At 49.8% G+C, this 17,044-nt stretch carries 16 protein-coding genes, 4 tRNA genes and 1 riboswitch; of the genes, 11 read left to right on the top strand and 9 right to left on the bottom strand.

Annotated elements, in window-relative coordinates; all coding sequences use genetic code 11:
- Window positions 1-181: 181 nt before the first annotated feature.
- Entirely contained in the window at window positions 182-688 is a 507-nt protein-coding gene (locus NCTC9997_RS10170; protein ID WP_047707786.1) for an exonuclease domain-containing protein, read from the top strand.
- Between the two features lie 140 nt (window positions 689-828).
- On the opposite strand, the gene NCTC9997_RS10175 is transcribed toward NCTC9997_RS10170, so the two are convergent.
- Both NCTC9997_RS10175 and NCTC9997_RS10180 read right to left on the bottom strand, forming a co-directional pair.
- The gene (locus NCTC9997_RS10175) at window positions 829-1,410 is read right to left on the bottom strand and encodes a thymidine kinase (protein ID WP_064978011.1); all 582 of its coding nucleotides are present in this window, start codon (window positions 1,408-1,410) and stop codon (window positions 829-831) included.
- A 114-nt stretch (window positions 1,411-1,524) separates the two neighbouring features.
- Window positions 1,525-3,111 (bottom strand): Na+/H+ antiporter NhaC family protein, encoded by a 1,587-nt coding sequence (locus NCTC9997_RS10180; protein ID WP_010864125.1) that lies wholly within the window; start codon window positions 3,109-3,111, stop codon window positions 1,525-1,527.
- A gap of 82 nt (window positions 3,112-3,193) precedes the next feature.
- A riboswitch (Lysine riboswitch) is annotated at window positions 3,194-3,381 on the bottom strand.
- A 327-nt stretch (window positions 3,382-3,708) separates the two neighbouring features.
- On the opposite strand from NCTC9997_RS10180, the gene NCTC9997_RS10185 reads away from it, so the two are divergent.
- Window positions 3,709-4,119, top strand: coding sequence for an H-NS family histone-like protein (locus tag NCTC9997_RS10185; RefSeq protein ID WP_010864126.1), 411 nt, complete (start codon window positions 3,709-3,711; stop codon window positions 4,117-4,119).
- 161 nt (window positions 4,120-4,280) lie between these two features.
- Here the strand turns inward: NCTC9997_RS10185 and NCTC9997_RS10190 are convergent, their stop codons facing one another.
- Genes NCTC9997_RS10190 through galU form a run of 4 tightly spaced genes read right to left on the bottom strand, consistent with a single transcriptional unit; the run spans window position 4,281 to window position 8,662 of the window.
- Window positions 4,281-5,288 carry an NAD-dependent epimerase gene (locus tag NCTC9997_RS10190; protein ID WP_064978012.1) on the bottom strand — a complete coding sequence of 336 codons (1,008 nt, stop codon included), beginning with the start codon at window positions 5,286-5,288 and terminating at the stop codon, window positions 4,281-4,283.
- A gap of 47 nt (window positions 5,289-5,335) precedes the next feature.
- Window positions 5,336-6,685 (bottom strand): UDP-glucose dehydrogenase family protein, encoded by a 1,350-nt coding sequence (locus NCTC9997_RS10195; RefSeq protein WP_010864128.1) that lies wholly within the window; start codon window positions 6,683-6,685, stop codon window positions 5,336-5,338.
- Between the two features lie 32 nt (window positions 6,686-6,717).
- On the bottom strand, window positions 6,718-7,731 hold the full coding sequence (gene galE, locus NCTC9997_RS10200; protein WP_010864129.1) for a UDP-glucose 4-epimerase GalE: 1,014 nt from the start codon (window positions 7,729-7,731) through the stop codon (window positions 6,718-6,720).
- Between the two features lie 22 nt (window positions 7,732-7,753).
- On the bottom strand, window positions 7,754-8,662 hold the full coding sequence (gene galU, locus NCTC9997_RS10205) for a UTP--glucose-1-phosphate uridylyltransferase GalU (RefSeq protein ID WP_064978013.1): 909 nt from the start codon (window positions 8,660-8,662) through the stop codon (window positions 7,754-7,756).
- 436 nt (window positions 8,663-9,098) lie between these two features.
- Here galU and NCTC9997_RS15250 point away from each other — a divergent pair, with 436 nt between their 5' ends.
- Together NCTC9997_RS15250 and NCTC9997_RS10210 are read left to right on the top strand one after the other, a co-directional pair.
- A complete protein-coding gene (locus NCTC9997_RS15250; protein WP_197665199.1) occupies window positions 9,099-9,365 on the top strand; it encodes a hypothetical protein in 267 nt (88 codons plus the stop codon).
- Complete coding sequence (locus tag NCTC9997_RS10210) at window positions 9,341-10,477, top strand: peptide MFS transporter (RefSeq protein ID WP_230403586.1); 1,137 nt, start codon at window positions 9,341-9,343, stop codon at window positions 10,475-10,477. The genes NCTC9997_RS15250 and NCTC9997_RS10210 overlap by 25 nt, the downstream gene beginning before the upstream one ends.
- Before the next feature lie 30 nt (window positions 10,478-10,507).
- Here NCTC9997_RS10210 and NCTC9997_RS10215 read toward each other — a convergent pair whose 3' ends face one another.
- Together NCTC9997_RS10215 and rssA are read right to left on the bottom strand one after the other, a co-directional pair.
- Window positions 10,508-11,737: a response regulator gene (locus NCTC9997_RS10215; RefSeq protein ID WP_064978014.1), complete on the bottom strand. Its 1,230-nt coding sequence runs from the start codon at window positions 11,735-11,737 to the stop codon at window positions 10,508-10,510.
- Window positions 11,738-11,842: 105 nt separating this feature from the next.
- The gene (gene rssA / locus NCTC9997_RS10220) at window positions 11,843-12,757 is read right to left on the bottom strand and encodes a patatin-like phospholipase RssA (protein WP_064978015.1); all 915 of its coding nucleotides are present in this window, start codon (window positions 12,755-12,757) and stop codon (window positions 11,843-11,845) included.
- A 100-nt stretch (window positions 12,758-12,857) separates the two neighbouring features.
- Here rssA and NCTC9997_RS10225 point away from each other — a divergent pair, with 100 nt between their 5' ends.
- The gene (locus tag NCTC9997_RS10225; RefSeq protein WP_064978016.1) at window positions 12,858-13,409 is read left to right on the top strand and encodes a YchJ family protein; all 552 of its coding nucleotides are present in this window, start codon (window positions 12,858-12,860) and stop codon (window positions 13,407-13,409) included.
- 152 nt (window positions 13,410-13,561) lie between these two features.
- Window positions 13,562-14,395, top strand: a complete 834-nt coding sequence (purU, locus tag NCTC9997_RS10230) for a formyltetrahydrofolate deformylase (RefSeq protein WP_010864135.1) — start codon at window positions 13,562-13,564, stop codon at window positions 14,393-14,395.
- Between the two features lie 252 nt (window positions 14,396-14,647).
- Here the strand turns inward: purU and NCTC9997_RS10235 are convergent, their stop codons facing one another.
- Window positions 14,648-15,151, bottom strand: coding sequence for a VC2046/SO_2500 family protein (locus NCTC9997_RS10235; protein WP_010864136.1), 504 nt, complete (start codon window positions 15,149-15,151; stop codon window positions 14,648-14,650).
- A 184-nt stretch (window positions 15,152-15,335) separates the two neighbouring features.
- Between NCTC9997_RS10235 and NCTC9997_RS10240 the strand changes: the two genes are divergently transcribed.
- The 5 genes from NCTC9997_RS10240 to xthA all read left to right on the top strand — a co-directional run bounded on the left by NCTC9997_RS10240 (window position 15,336) and on the right by xthA (window position 16,941).
- Window positions 15,336-15,420: transfer RNA gene (locus tag NCTC9997_RS10240), tRNA-Tyr, on the top strand.
- An 80-nt stretch (window positions 15,421-15,500) separates the two neighbouring features.
- A tRNA-Tyr gene (locus NCTC9997_RS10245) sits at window positions 15,501-15,585 on the top strand.
- Window positions 15,586-15,645: 60 nt separating this feature from the next.
- Window positions 15,646-15,730: transfer RNA gene (locus NCTC9997_RS10250), tRNA-Tyr, on the top strand.
- A gap of 59 nt (window positions 15,731-15,789) precedes the next feature.
- Window positions 15,790-15,874: transfer RNA gene (locus tag NCTC9997_RS10255), tRNA-Tyr, on the top strand.
- Window positions 15,875-16,134: 260 nt separating this feature from the next.
- Window positions 16,135-16,941 (top strand): exodeoxyribonuclease III, encoded by an 807-nt coding sequence (xthA, locus tag NCTC9997_RS10260; RefSeq protein WP_064978017.1) that lies wholly within the window; start codon window positions 16,135-16,137, stop codon window positions 16,939-16,941.
- Window positions 16,942-17,044 lie beyond the last annotated feature (103 nt).

A 17,044-nucleotide genomic window follows, 5' to 3' on the forward strand; every position in this document is an offset into this window, starting at 1 on the left:
ATACGTTAATATATGTATTGTCGAGAGCCGGATAGCATATAACAGCCACAATGAAATGATAACCATTTTCATTTAAAATCAGGGCGGCGAGTTATGTGTTTGCGTAAAAACGCAGCATCCTGCGTCTCCGGCACTTCGGGTTCCGGCCTTCCATTGTATGCAAAACAGAGTGGATCACACCATGAGCGCACCATCAAGTTGCTACCTTGCCATCGCCCTGCAGGTTTCCTGCCACGAGCAGGATTTCTCCTGTGAAATTGATAATGAAATCATTGAATTGATGGCAAAGATTGTGACGCCTGAAGGACAATCCACTGCATCTTTCCATGCCCTCATCCAGCCTAAACTGGAGCCGGAGCTTAGCGAAGAGTGTATACAGCACTCCGGCCTGAGTCAGCAGCAGATTGACGATGCGGACACCTTTCCCGATGTCATGCAGCAATTGATGCACTGGCTGGCAGATTATCCGGTGAGTGGCTGGATGAGCTGGGGAAAAACCGATGCTGTGCTGCTGAGCGCCGACTGCGCCCGAACCGATGCGCCGTGGCCACTGCCTGATGACTTAGCCTACCTGGATGCGCGCCGCTGGGTGATGGGCAATAACGGCCAGATGCCATCTTCCAATGCGCCAATACAAACGCGTATCGATGCGTTGGTAGCCTTATTGCCGCACATGTTGGCGAACTAACAGGCGATCCGCATTAACTATATAAAAATAAAAGCAAAAATGCCGGACATCTTCATGACCGGCATTTTTATCTCAATCTAACATCAGCAGCACACAAGGGACCAACCGCGCACTACATACATGCCGTAGAGCAGAGGCGATTACTTGTTATCGAATGCGGCTTTATAGTGTTTGCGGCACACCGAAACGTAACTTTCATTACCGCCGATCTGCACCTGCTCACCGTCACGCATCGCCACGCCATCGGCATTGAGGCGCAGCACCATATTGGCCTTGCGTCCGCAATAGCAGATAGTTTTCAGCTCAACCAGCTTATCTGCCCACGCCAACAGGTATTTACTGCCAAGGAACAGCTCACCTTGGAAGTCAGTACGTAAGCCATAGCACAATACTGGGATGTCCAAACGATCGACCACATCGGTCAACTGCTCGACTTGTTCACGACTGAGGAACTGGCATTCGTCAATCAACACGCAATCTATCGGCTGCGTTTGATGCTCGGCATCAATGCAGGCCAACAGATCTGTCTGCGGAGAAAACAGTAACGCATCAGCCGATAAACCAATGCGGGAGCTGATTTTCCCTACACCAAAGCGGTTATCAATTTCGGCGGTGAAAATCAGGGTACGCAGGCCACGCTCCTGATAGTTATAAGACGACTGTAACAACGCGGTCGATTTCCCCGCATTCATCGCTGAATAGTAAAAATAGAGCTGCGCCATGCGCCAAACTACTCCTGTGTAACACTAAAAATTCAAACCCAAAGAACGAACAGCAGCGGAAAATAAAACCACAACACACAGATAAAAAAAGAGGCGGTTACCCGCCCCTTCTTATCATACTGCTTTTATCGCCACAGGTCGTGGCTGCAGGAAATAAAAGATGCCAATCATGGTAGTGAACAGGACACCGGTCACGGCCAACCCGACCCACGCTGACTGCGTCATGCCCAGCGCAATAAAGCCACCCGCCGACACCCCCGCAACCGCTAAGGTGTATGGCAACTGCGTCGTCACGTGATCTAAGTGATTACAGTGCGCGCCAGTGGAGGACAAGATAGTGGTATCGGAAATCGGTGAACAGTGATCGCCAAATACCGCGCCCGCCATAACCGCAGCCATGGATGGTAACAGCATGGCGATATCCGCCGCAGCCGCCATATCCGCCGCAATCGGCAGCATGATCCCAAATGTACCCCAGCTAGTGCCGGTGGAAAACGCCATCAGACCCGCCACCATAAACAGCAGCACCGGCAGCAGGCTCAGTGGCAAGTTGCCCTGAATCAACGACGACAGGTACTTACCGGTCGACATATCCTTGATCACCGCACCGATAGTCCAAGCAAACAGCAGGATATAGACTGCAGGCAACATTGAGCGCATACCGCTGAGCAGTGCTTGCAGCAGATCGGCCATCGCCACACGCTGACGCACGGTGGTCAACACCGATAACAACAGACCCACACAGCCACCGCTCACCAGTGACAGGCCAACATTGGTATTTTCAAACGCACCGATAATGCCAAATGGCTGATTATTGGCGGCCAGTACCTGATAACCGGTAAACAGCATCGCCGAAACGGTCACGACGACTAACGCAATAATCGGGATCAGCAGATCAGAAACTCGACCGGACTCCAGCTCACGCACGCTAAAGCCGTGATCGTTGCTCTGCTCTTCCATCTCACGGCCGGTCAGGGAGATCCCTTCGCTGGCCATGCGCTCATGACGACGCATCGGACCGATATTCAGTGACAACCAAGACACCACCAGCACCATCACCAGCGCAAAAATGGCGTACAGGTTCATCGGCACCATAGCAACAAACGCGCCCAACGGGGTGTATTCGGTCACACCGTGTGTGGTCAAAATACCACCAATAATGGTGATAATGTACGCCCCCCAGCTAGACGCCGGCATCATCACGCACACCGGTGCGGCGGTGGAGTCCAGAATATAGGCCAGCTTGGCACGCGAAATATGAGCGCGATCGGTTACTGGGCGAGCAATCGAGCCTACGGCCAAACTGTTAAAATAGTCATCAATAAAGATGAAGGCACCTAAGAATACGGTCAGCAACTTAGCGCCACGTTGTGTCTTAATCCGCTGTCTGGCCCACTGCGCAAAAGCGCGGCTACCACCAGAAAGCGTTAACATCGCGGTCATTCCGCCCAGCAAGAATAAAAACAGCAGAATATGAATGTTCCACCAGTTCAGCGCGCCATCATCCCACACCAATGCCGTGGCTTTTTGTTGTAAATAGCCCAGTGCATTTAATGGTGAGAATTGCGTTAATAGCAGCGCACCCAGAACAATCCCCATTCCTAGCGAAAAAAGAACGCGGCGGGTAACAACAGCGAGAACCAGTGCAGTGAAAGGGGGCAAAACCGCCCAAAATGAATTGGAATAATCAACAATATTCATGATCTTTACCTTAAAAGTACGGCGAAGATCTACTGACAGTCAAATGACTAAAGGTACGGAACAACGAACATGTGCACCAAAACCAACCAGTAGCGCTCCATAGTGTAATAAACAAACTTATGACTATGGCAGTGCAAGCCCTGTTCGAGAATTGCACCAGCCAGAAGGCTTCGATAGCGGTTCTGACTTCGGCGCTGGCTCCTTTCGCTGTCAATCTCTGGCATCACCCTCCTGACAGTTACTGATAAACAGCGCACCTCTACTTTTCTGTAGCGAAATCCATAGTAACAATTTATTTCAGTGATGCAATGCAAAAATTCGGTTTTCCGCCAAGAATTTTTCACTTAAAAATCACACAATTAAATAAGAAAGAATGACAGATATTCAGATTCTGTTTGCAATCTACTTATGGATAACAGGGACATTAAATAGATTTTTTGATGACAGATCCGAATATTTGTTATTAATTTTATTTTTCATCTTTTAATGATGTACTTTTAAATCGCATTTATTTATCTTTGATTACTGATCCAATTAGATTTGCTGTGCGCATTTAATACAGCATAAGAAACAATAAATTTCTCCGAGATAAATACGATGAGCGACATGATTAAGCTGTTAACCAATATTCGTAACATGCGAGCTCTGGCCCGCGAGCTTCCTATGGAACAACTGGATGATATGCTGGAAAAGCTGACCACTGTGGTGGAAGAGCGCCGTCATGAAGCCGAACAAAATCGGGCTGAAAATGAAGAGCGTCAGCGTAAATTGCAGCAATACCGCGAAATGCTGATTGCTGACGGCATTGATCCTAACGAACTGCTGAATCTGCTGGCTGATAATGCACCAGCGAAAAAATCTAAGCGCGCAGCTCGCCCAGCCAAATACGAATACCGTGATGAAAATGGTGAGTTAAAAACCTGGACAGGCCAAGGCCGCACGCCAGCGCTGATCAAAAAAGCACTGGAAGAAGGTGCTAGCCTGGAAAGCTTTGCCATCACCGCTTAAGTTTATTTCGGCCCATCACGCTTTTCACTGCGGATGGATTCGAGAGTCATGACTCCAATAAAAAAGCGCCGATAATCGGCGCTTTTTTTTATGTCAGACTGCATTTTTGGCGTTTTCAGTTTCTGTGCTTTCTGTCTGACTCAAACCTACTCTATTTATATTTATTGCTGATAAAACTCACGATACCAGTCAACAAACTGCTGAACGCCATCACGTACCGTCGTTTTCGGCTTAAAGCCGATAGTCTTGTACAACTCAGACGTATCAGAGCTGGTATTTAGCACATCGCCGGGCTGAATTGGTAGCATGTTTTTCTGTGCTTCCATACCCAGTGCCGACTCCAGCGCTTCGATATACTCCATCAACATCACCGGTTCATTATTACCGATGTTGTACACTTTATACGGCGCAGAGCTAGTAGCTGGTGAACCGGTTTCCACCGTCCACTCTGGGTTTGGTTGTGGGATCACATCCTGCAAACGCACAATCGATTCCACGATATCATCGATAAAGGTGAAATCACGCTGCATATTACCGTAGTTATACACATCAATCGGTTCACCGGCCAAAATCGCTTTGGTGAACTTGAACAGCGCCATATCAGGGCGTCCCCACGGACCATACACGGTAAAGAAACGCAGGCCTGTAGTTGGGATCCCATACAGATGGGAATAGGTATGCGCCATCAGCTCATTGGCTTTTTTAGTGGCCGCATACAGCGAGATCGGGTGGTCGACCGAATCATCCGTCGAGAACGGCATCTTACGGTTCAAGCCGTACACGGAGCTGGAGGATGCATACAGCAGATGCTGAACCTTATTGTGTCGGCAACCTTCCAGAATATTGGCAAAGCCCACCAGATTGGAGTCTACGTACTCCATCGGTTTTTCCAGCGAATAACGCACACCGGCTTGCGCCGCTAAGTTAATCACGCGATCAAACTGCTCACGGGCGAACAACGTCGCCATACCATCGCGATCAGCCAAATCCAGTGGATAAAAACTGAACTGTGCATGTGGGGTTAAGCGAGCTAGGCGCGCTTGTTTCAGGCTCACATCGTAATAATCGTTAAGATTATCAATACCGACCACCTGATGACCGAGCGCCAACAGACGCTCACTCAGACTAGCTCCGATAAAACCGGCCGCGCCGGTAACCAGAAATTTCATTGTCTTGCCTTACTGATAAAACTCACTATGTCACCTATCCATCGCCCTTATGCGGATGGACCGGCCTGTACTGACGCCCCACGACCAATGGCGTAGTAGGTGAAACCACGTTTTTGCATACGCTCTGGCTCGTACAGGTTACGCCCATCAAAAATGACTGGATGACGCAGCTTGTCTTTGAGCAAATCAAAATCTGGCGCCCGGAAATTCTGCCATTCGGTACAGATGATCAGTGCATCGGCATTATTCAGCGCAGCATCTTTCGTTCCCAGCAGCAGCAAGTCATCACGCAGACCGTAGATGCGCTGCGTTTCTTCCATCGCTTCTGGATCATAGGCCTGAACCTTGGCGCCGGCTTGCCACAACTCCTCCATCAATACGCGGCTAGAAGCTTCGCGCATATCATCCGTGTTCGGCTTGAAAGACAGCCCCCACAGAGCGAATGTTTTGCCACGCAGATCTTCACCAAAGTGCTGCTTAATCAGAGTTGGTAAACGGTATTTCTGACGATTGTTCACCGCCTCAACCGCTTGCAGCAACTGTGGCTGATAGCCAATTGATTCGGAAGTCCGCACCAGAGCCTGCACATCTTTCGGGAAGCAAGAGCCGCCGTAGCCACAACCAGGATAGATAAAGTGGTAGCCAATACGCGGATCAGAGCCGATCCCTTTACGTACCATTTCGATATCGGCGCCCAGACGCTCTGCCAGATTCGCCATCTCGTTCATGAAGCTGATTTTGGTCGCCAACATGCAGTTGGCTGCATATTTGGTCAGCTCGGCGCTGCGCACATCCATGCAGATCAAACGATCGTGGTTACGGTTAAATGGCGCGTACAGTTCACGCATCATTTCAACCGCATCGGCGTTATCAGAACCAATCACTATGCGATCGGGTTTCATGCAGTCAGAAACCGCTGCGCCCTCTTTGAGAAACTCTGGGTTAGATACCACATCAAAGGCCAGCTCTGAACCGCGCGCTTGCAGAACTTCGGTAATCGCGGCACGCACTTTATCTGCGGTACCGACCGGAACCGTGGATTTATCCACCACAATTTTGTGTGATTGCATGTGAGTGGCGATGGTTTTCGCTACCGCCAACACATATTGCAGATCTGCTGAACCATCTTCATCAGGCGGTGTACCCACAGCAATGAATTGAATCTCGCCATGATCGACACCGGATTTGGCATCGGTAGTAAAGGTCAGGCGACCTGCAGCATAATTACTCTTTACCAGCGGAGTTAGACCCGGCTCATAAATTGGGATAATGCCGTTTTTCAAATTCTCAACTTTGCGGGCATCAACGTCGACACACATCACGTCATGACCGACCTCAGCGAGTACGGCTGCCTGAACCAGCCCCACATACCCGATACCAAATACGGTAACCTTCATTACTGTCTCTCTGTAAATCGAACTACGAAAAATTAATCTTTATAGCCATTAGGGTTCTGGCTTTGCCAGCGCCAGGTATCTGCCATCATCTCTGGCAACCCACGCTCGGCACGCCATCCCAGCTCTTGTGCAGCCAAGTCAGGCTCCGCATAGCACACGGCAATATCACCCGGACGACGAGCAACCACCTGATACGGCACCGCTCGGCCACTTGCCTGTTCAAATGCTTTCACCATCTCCAGAACAGAATAGCCCTGCCCTGTGCCGAGGTTAAAGGTAAACACCCCATGACGATCGGCAATGTATTGCAGCGCTTTCAAATGGCCAAGAGATAAATCCACCACGTGAATATAATCACGCACCCCAGTACCATCCGGCGTTGGATAATCATTCCCAAACACTGACAACTGCTTCAAACGACCTATCGCTACTTGAGCAATGTATGGCAGTAAATTATTCGGAATACCATTCGGATCTTCACCAATCTGGCCACTAATGTGCGCCCCGACTGGGTTGAAGTAACGCAACAAGACCACTGACCAGCGCGGATCCGCGGCAACTATGTCTCGCAACATTTCTTCAACCATCAGTTTAGAGCGGCCATACGGATTGGTCGCACTGGTCGGAAAATGTTCTTGAATCGGTACGGTGTGCGGATCGCCATACACGGTCGCCGATGAGCTGAACACCAAGCGAAACACGCCAGCGCGCTCCATCTCTTCGCACAGCACCAGTGTTGCCGCAATATTATTCTGGTAATACTTGAGCGGAATTTGGGTCGATTCCCCTACCGCTTTCAATCCTGCGAAATGGATCACCGCATCGATCGCGTGCTGCGCAAAAATAGTCTGCAGTGCACTGCGATCGCATACGTCAGCTTCATAGAACGTCACGCTACGGCCAGTTAGCGCTTCCACACGACGTAATGATTCGCGGCTGGAGTTGCACAAGTTATCAATGACTACAACATCATTGCCGCTGTTTAGCAGCTCCAACACGGTATGACTGCCAATATAACCGGCACCACCGGTAACCAGAATGGCCATGCTCTTGGTATCCTTCAATCAATTATTTGGCTGTGGCCAGCAATGCTTTGAGATTACGAGTAAACTCTTCTCCCAGCTCCGAATGACGCATGCCGTATTCAACAAAGGCCTGCATATAGCCGAGCTTGCTACCGCAATCGTGGCTACGCCCGCGAATATGGTAAGCATCCACCGGTTGTTCTTCCATTAAGGCAGCAATCGCATCGGTCAACTGAATCTCATCGCCGGCACCCACAGGGGTTTTTTCCAGCAATGGCCAAATTCGTGCAGGCAGCACGTAACGACCAACAATCGCTAAATTCGATGGCGCCTCTTCACGGGCCGGTTTTTCAACTACGGCGTGCATAGCATGCGATTCGCCCGGCTCTAACTGCGCACCACCACAATCGGCAATCCCGTAGCTCGACACCTCTTCATGCGGTACAGGCTCGACCATGATCTGGCTAACACCGGTATCATCGAAGCGCTGCAACATCTCAGCCAGATTCTCTCGGTGCAGATCAGCGTCATATTCGTCGATGATGACATCTGGCAGCACAACCGCAAACGGCTCGTTGCCAATCAGCGGTTTAGCGCACAGCACCGCATGCCCCAAACCTTTAGCGTGCCCTTGTCGCACGTGCATGATAGTAACGTGTTTTGGGCAAATAGACTGAATATCGGCCAACAACTGACGTTTTACCCGCTTTTCCAAGGTCGCTTCCAGCTCGAAGCTGGTATCAAAATGGTTTTCAATGGAGTTTTTGGAGGAGTGGGTAACCAGCACGATCTCGGTAATCCCTGCCGCAATACATTCATTCACAACGTATTGAATCAACGGCTTATCTACAATTGGCAACATTTCCTTGGGAATGGCTTTCGTCGCAGGAAGCATTCGGGTTCCCAGCCCCGCCACTGGGATTACGGCTTTATGAACTTGGAATTGAGACATGCTGCACCCTCGCATAAAAATGTTGCTTTACCAGCCAAGATGCTGGTTCTCTTGTAATTATATCAGGTAATTAAGCTGAAATCCGAACCACTGCGTCAGCAGCAGCTGCTAGCAGAATATGCTCTACACCACACATGTTAATCCAGATCACATTTAGTCAACATCGCACTTTAGCTGACATTTAAACGGATCGTCTAAACATGACCTGAATAATTAGATAAAAAAACTATAAAAATCCACAGTTTTAATGTTTAACATTGTTTTTATATGTTCGAAAAGCACTAATGGCACCACAACCTATTGCAATAGCCGCTGAAGATACAACAAGTTAGCGTTACAACCAATTGTGTCTGAAATGTTTTAGATTGCAGATGAAATCACTAAAGTGTATATAAAAATTAGCGGGTGCTTATAAAGAACAATATAAAGGTAAGTGATGAACAACACACAACAATCAACTTTCTTGGGTCATCCCAAAGGACTGTTCCTTCTGTTCAGTACTGAACTGTGGGAGCGTTTTTCCTACTATGCGATGCGAGCCATCTTGGTTCTGTATCTCACTGATAAAACAATCAATGGTGGTTTAGGCTGGTCAACCCAAGACGCTCTGAAACTCTACGGTTTGTATACCGGTTTAGTATATATCACTCCACTGATTGGTGGCTGGCTGACAATATTCTGGGGCAGCGAAAGGCTATCTTGATCGGTGGTACGCTGATGGCGCTGGGGCAATTTACCCTCGCTCTGCCACACGGTTTGCTAAGTGGCTCCGATCTGGTGACATTCTATGCGGGTCTCGGTTTGCTGATCTGTGGTAATGGTCTGTTTAAGCCAAATATTTCTACCATGGTGGGTGATTTATACCATGATGGCGATCATCGCCGTGACGGTGCCTTCACCATCTTCTATATGGGGATCAACTTAGGTGCGCTGATTGCCGGTCTGGTTGCAGGCTCTGTGTCTGCCAGCTTTGGTTGGAAAGCCGGTTTCTTCTGTGCCGGTGTCGGTATGCTGATAGCGCTGGTGGTTCAGCTGACGTTTGCCCGTAAATTGCTGGGTGATATCGGTACAGTGCCGGCAGCTAAACGTGATAAAGCACTCAACACCAACCGTAAAACGCCGCTGACTGCCGAAGAAGCTGACCGCATGAAGGTTATCCTGTTTCTGGGTCTGTTTACCGTGGTGTTCTGGGCAGGCTTTGAACAAGCCGGCGGTCTGATGAACATCTATGCGGCCGAGCACACTAACCGCATGATTGGTAACTTTGAGGTGCCGACCGCTTGGTTCCAATCCCTGAACCCGTTCTTCATTATCACCTTAGCACCACTGATTGCCGCTATCTGGGTGAAGATGGGTCCACGTGAACCGAGTTCACCAGTGAAGTTTGCTATGGCGATGTTTATGCTGGCGCTCGGCTTCCTGTTCATGATTGGTGCTGTATTTGAAGCTAAGCAGACCGGTAAGGCCAGTATGGTTTGGCTGGTTGGGGCTTACCTGTTCCATACCTTAGGTGAGCTGTGCTTGTCACCGATTGGTCTGTCCATGGTGACCAAGCTGGCGCCGATGCGTCTGGTTTCCCTGATGATGGGGGCGTGGTTTGGCTTTAACGCGCTGGCGAACTATACCGCAGGGATCATTGGCTCCTTTGTCGGAGAGGCCGGCCCACTGGCTATCTTTGGTGGTATCGCAATCGCCGCAACTATCGCGGGGATCATCCTGCTGCTGAGCGCCGGTAAACTGCTGACATGGATGCATGGCGCTGAAGGTAAACGTCCAACACTGGAAAAAGTGGATATCAAACCTCAGGCCAACTAATTAAATCGATATCGATTAGTTCAGGCTCTATTAGCTCAAGGTATCCGTACCGCAATGGAACTCAGGAGCAAATAAGTTGACTACTGATGCCGGCAGGTTTTCCCCGCCGGTATTTTTTTCACCTGAACGTTCTTTTCCATTTATGTCTTTTTCGGACACTGAATTGAGCGCTTGGTTTGCCGCAACCGCTGATACCGCGCTTGTTGCTTGCGCTTGCTGCACCTCGGATTGGACATGAAGCACCATCTGCCCTTGACGCTGGGAGGTTACCACCGCATTCCACTGTGCTGTTTCTAGACGAACCGTCTCGACTTGCAAAATGCCTTGCTGCGAACTGCCTTGAGACCCACTTTGCATTCCCAAGGGATATAACGAATGCACTCGCTGGATCCCCGCAGATGTTTCGATTTCCGCACTCAACCCCGCAACCGAAATTTGCAACTGCCGTTGTTCGCTGTCATAAGAGCCAATCAGTAAACGCGGATTGAATGTCAGACCCGCTTGGCGGAACGTTTGGTAGATTTTGCGCAGAATATCTTGATGAGTCAGCACATAGTTAATCTTGTCCGGCTGACTGAGAAATCCATTGAACAAGGTGCGCAGTAGCAGTGCAGCAATCGGCCCATGTCGACCGGCGGCGCCCATATCAAACACATAAAATCCGAAGCGGTGCGAATGCATTGGCGCTAAGTCAAATACCAAGCCTGCTTGGGTGCTACTGCCTAATTGTCGATAGCGGACGCGAGCGTGGCTGATGATCTGCTGCGCTGGCGGCAGTAAAGCGCGAATCAACTGCAGCGCGCCTTCCGGCTCGGCCTGTAGCTGCTGGAAATATTCGCCTAATTCTTCCACTTCCAACGCGTGATTTTTACGGGCCTGCAACACATCGTTAATCGTGCTATGCAATACATACAAATCATCCAGCGGTTTGAGCAAATAATCCGTCGCACCTGCACGCAGCGCTTCGGCAACATCCGAAAAGCGCTCCGAGCCAGAAATAACAATGACTGGGGTCTGATTACCGTGGGCTCGTAAAATGGTCACTAATTCAATGCCACCCATTTGCGGCATATTGAGATCGCACAAGATGATGTCGGGCTGATAATGCGCCAGCTTATCCAGCGCATATTGGCCATTTTGTGCTTCGATGACAGTGCCATCATAGTGAGTCAAAAAGTGAATCAGATGCTGCCTGAATACTGGATCATCGTCCACCAACATAAAACGGTATCCGCTGAAACTGCCCTCTTCCGGCTGCATGCTGTTGTCCTCATCGAAATATCAAGCTCTGCCTCTAGTGTGATGCACAATCGTGATTTATGCCCTTTTTCTCCCCATCTTTACCCCAATTTTTGTGACCGCTTCTTATTTTTCTGCCTGCATTTGCAAAAAAGTAACAATCGGTTCTAATTGGTCCGCCACTCGCTCGACGGCGCGGTAACCTGCTTCAATAGACACCGCTGCTTGATGAAAATCCAGCGTCGAAATTTGCGCCACTGCCGGCTGAATCAAGACATCTGGCGGATCGCCAGCCATCCGGCTTTTTTTCAAACGATGCTCCAAAATCTGCATCGAAGATGTCATCACATCCAGCACCGATGGCACCTGACGGCGGCGTGACGGCCAGAGATTCTCCAGCTTTTGCTTCAATTTGGCCTGCCAACTGTGATCTTCTGGGTGCGGTAAATCGAGCGGATAGGCAGACAACAAATCAATTTGCGCCAGGTGATGTTCACGGCCCAAATCCACCGCAATCACAAAATCTGCGCCCATGGCACGCGCAAGAGAGATCGGCACCGGATTGACCACCGCGCCATCAACCATCCATTTACCATCAAGCTGCACCGGCGACAGCAACCCAGGCATGCTGCAAGAAGCGCGCACCGCTTGCTTGAGATCGCCTTTCATCAACCAACGTTCACGACCGGTTTCTAACTCGGTCGCTACCACGGCAAACGGCCGAACACACTCTTCGAGGTTTTTACGCCCAATCATGCCAGCGCCGATATCAAACACTTTTTCGCCGCGGATCAAGCCGCCCTTGCCCCACTCAAAGTCCATCAGTCGCAACACATCCCAATAACTGAACTCTTTGACCCAGTTTTCCAACTCAGCCAAGCGGTTATTGGCATACGCCGCGCCTACAAAGGCGCCGATAGAGGTTCCCACCACGATATCGGCTTCAATGCCTAAATCCGTGAGCGCCCGCAGGACACCAATATGTGCCCAGCCTTTGGCCGCCCCCGCACCGAGTGCTACGCCTACTTTGATCTTCTCCATTTTCTGCTATACACCCTTATTTTGTGTGTCCTACAATCGCGTCAGAGAAATTCGCATTACCGTTATCACTGTACTTATCACTATACGTAGTCTGAATATCATGACCGAACATCAAGCCACGCCGGATCGCTGCCCTTGCGGCAGTCAACGCGCCTTTACTGACTGTTGCCAACCGCTGCTAAGCGGTGCGCAGCAGGCCGCCACCCCCGAAGCGTTGATGCGTTCACGCTACAGCGCGCACGCCACGGGAAATCCTGAGTATGTGATTGCAACTTATCACAGCAGCCGCCACGCTGCAGAGTTTCGTGAGGATATTGAGCAGGCTTGCCATGATGTGTGCTGGCAATCCTTAGAGATTGTCGAGACCACGCCGGCCAGCCGCGCGATCACCGATGATGATCAAGAAGGATGGGTTGAGTTTATTGCCCACTTTAGCGAAGAAGGTCATCCAGGCCAGCTGCACGAACGCTCGCGCTTTGTGCGTGAACAAGGTCTTTGGCGCTATATTGATGGCACGATGAATCAGCATGATACATCGCAAACCACGCAGCCTGCGGAACGGCAAACGCCAGTACGCAACAGTGTCAACGTGGGCCGTAATGATCCTTGCCCATGCGGTTCGGGGAAAAAATACAAGAAGTGCTGCGGCTAACCGCGGCGGCCACACAATCATCACCAGTTGCAATCCCCTACGTGAGCAGTCAGCTCACGTAAATCATAGCCGCTCAAGGATTCACTTTGACGGCTGAAAGGTTTCGGAGTAAAACCGCTTAACCGGCCTCATGTTAACGACACGGATTCAGTATGGAACGCAAAATTCTGTTAACCGACTGCCCTGATGCCAAAGGGCTGATCGCCAAGATCACCAACATTTGTTACAAGCACCAGCTTAATATCATTCAGAACAACGAGTTCGTGGATCATCGCAGCAGTCGCTTCTTTATGCGTACCGAGCTGGAAGGGATTTTTAACGACACCACCTTACTGGCCGATCTGGATGACGCGTTACCGGAAGGCACCAAGCGCCAACTGGTCTCGGCAAGTCGTAAGAAAATCGTTATTTTGGTGACCAAAGAGGCGCACTGCCTCGGCGATCTGTTGATGAAGGCTTATTACGGCGGACTGGAAGTGGATATCGCCGCGGTGATCGGCAACCACGAAACCCTGCGCACCTTGGTGGAACGCTTTGATATTCCTTTCCACTGCGTCAGCCACGAAGGTTTAAGCCGCGCGGAGCACGATGCCAAAATGTGCGAACAAATTGACAGCTATGCGCCAGATTATCTGGTTCTGGCCAAATACATGCGCGTCTTAACACCCGAGTTCGTCGGCCACTATCCAAATCAGATTATCAATATTCACCATTCGTTTTTACCGGCGTTTATCGGTGCCAAGCCGTATCATCAAGCCTATGCGCGTGGGGTAAAAATCATCGGTGCTACCGCGCACTTTGTGAATAACGATCTGGATGAAGGCCCGATTATCGAGCAAAGCGTGATTAACGTGGATCACACCTACTCTGCTGACGACATGATGCTGGCCGGTCGTGATGTGGAAAAAAACGTACTCAGTCGTGCCCTGCGTTTGGTGCTCAATCAGCACGTCTTCGTACACGGCAATCGGACGATTATTTTGTAATCCCGCACCGATGGTCAGTCACTCATACGTATCGCTTGTGGTATCACCGGTATTCGTTCGCCAATCTGTATTCTTCACGGCAGCCTCAGTGGTTGCCGTTTTTTATTGCCAGCAAAAAACAATTCGACAGGGAAAAGCCACAAGACATAAAAAGAAGACGAGATAAAACACAATCGATAGACAGAAGAAAATAGGCAAAAGAAAAATGAAGCAATAAGAGATAAGAAAAAGAGAATCAACGTCAGTGTGACGTTACGCGGCTGCGCGCAGTAACTCAGCTTGAGTGCGTGCCGCTTGCATACAAGAAACAAACAATTGTGTACGGCTATCCAGTGGCGCACGGCTTTTCTTGCCTTGCACTTCATCGCGCTCAGTCAATGACAGGTTGTGATACACCTCTGGTTTCAGACCGGCGGTATTTTGCGGTGGGTAAATCAGTGGATCTGGCTGCAAGCACTCCAGCAACCACGTCGATGCTAATCCGCCCTGATGGAAAGCTTGGGTTCGTTGATCGGCCCACTGCATATCCACGTTATGACCGTACAGACGGCTTTTCGGTGGCACTGGCAGATTTAAACTGGCCGTCTGCGTTTCTGGCGCAGGCATCTGAAATTGGGCTTGATCGCACACGTTAGCAGACAGCATCGCCAGCAGCAGCGCAAAGTCTTTACGCTGTCCCTGCTCGATAGCTGTCGGAAGGCGGCCGTTTAGCTGCAGCTCATCCGTTAGTACGCGGGTATCAATACGATCAATCACAACAAAGAATGTCCTGTGTTATCAACATTGTTTATAACGACATCTGAAGCATTTTCTTTAGCGTTTTGATGTTGATTGCAGCTATTTTCAGCACTCCGCATAAAAAAACATCTCCTAAGTGGTTTTTTCGCAATTTAACCTTTACAGAATGCGGTCATTTGATATGATGCGCCCCGCTTGCTTAGGAGGGGTTCCCGAGCGGCCAAAGGGATCAGACTGTAAATCTGACGGCTCAGCCTTCGAAGGTTCGAATCCTTCCCCCTCCACCATCTTGCTTTACACGGCGCTAAGCGGTGTAGATAATGCAAAAGCAGCATACAATTTAGTAATACTCAGCGACACCCCGTGTGGAGAGATTCCCGAGCGGCCAAAGGGATCAGACTGTAAATCTGACGGCTCAGCCTTCGAAGGTTCGAATCCTTCTCTCTCCACCATTTATTACAACGTATCGTAATGAGTTTTCATTACGCTGCTATATAAGCAATACCCCGTGTGGAGAGATTCCCGAGCGGCCAAAGGGATCAGACTGTAAATCTGACGGCTCAGCCTTCGAAGGTTCGAATCCTTCTCTCTCCACCATTTATTACAATGTATCGTGATGAGTTTTCATTACGCTGCTATATACGCAATACCCGTGTGGAGAGATTCCCGAGCGGCCAAAGGGATCAGACTGTAAATCTGACGGCTCAGCCTTCGAAGGTTCGAATCCTTCTCTCTCCACCATTCTTCCTTCTTTTTCATATCCTCTTCGTATCGCTTTTCTCATCTAGTTTTTTTCATATAGCTTCCTCGATTTTTAAATCCTCTATTGCTTTGTGCGTTTCTGTTTCTCATCCTGATCGGTTTCTGCTATCGCGTAAACCCAATCGAACACCTCACATGCTCATCGCTGATTTTCAGCGAATTCTCGCTTTCAAACTCACCGCTGAGTTGCTAGCATCGAAGCTTCATTTTTTATGCCTGACGATAAGTGACTGCAGAATATGAAGTTCATCTCCTTTAACATCAATGGATTACGGGCTAGACCACATCAGCTGGAAGAAATAGTCACGCTACATCAACCCGATGTAATTGGTCTGCAGGAGATCAAGGTTCACGATGACATGTTTCCGCTGGAAGACGTCGCTAAACTGGGCTATCACGTCTTCCACCATGGCCAAAAAAGCCATTATGGCGTCGCGTTGCTGACCAAAACCAAGCCACTGGCAGTGCGCAAAGGGTTTCCGACCGATGATGAAGACGCCCAGCGCCGCATGATCATGGCAGATCTGGAAACGCCAGCCGGTACATTGACCGTCTTAAACGGCTACTTTCCACAAGGGGAAAGCCGCGATCACCCAACTAAGTTTCTGGCCAAACAAAAATTCTACGCCGATCTGATGAATTATCTCAGCGAGCATCATTCACCGGATCAACCGATTGTGATCATGGGCGATATGAACATCAGTGCCAGCGATTTGGATATCGGCATTGGTGAAGAGAATCGTAAACGCTGGCTGCGTACCGGCAAATGCTCCTTCTTGCCAGAAGAGCGCGAGTGGATGGATACCCTGCTGCAATGGGGTCTGGTGGATACCTTCCGCGCCCTGCATCCAGATACCCATGATCGCTATTCATGGTTTGATTATCGCTCGAAGGGCTTTGATGATAACCGTGGTCTGCGCATCGACCAGATCTTGGCCACCCAGATGCTGGCCGAGCGCTGCAACGAAGCCGGTATTGATTATCAAACGCGTGGGATGGAAAAACCGTCTGATCATGCGCCTATCTGGGCTAATTTTTCGCTCTAATCGCTGCGATCGAGTGATCTCATGTGGACTTTTTCCCTTCGCTGATATGCGAGATCCGCATGAGTACATAATCGCCTTAAATAGCAACGGGTCGCTGATGCGA

The sequence above is a fragment of the Plesiomonas shigelloides genome (genome assembly GCF_900087055.1).
Taxonomy (GTDB): domain Bacteria; phylum Pseudomonadota; class Gammaproteobacteria; order Enterobacterales; family CAMTGL01; genus Plesiomonas; species Plesiomonas shigelloides.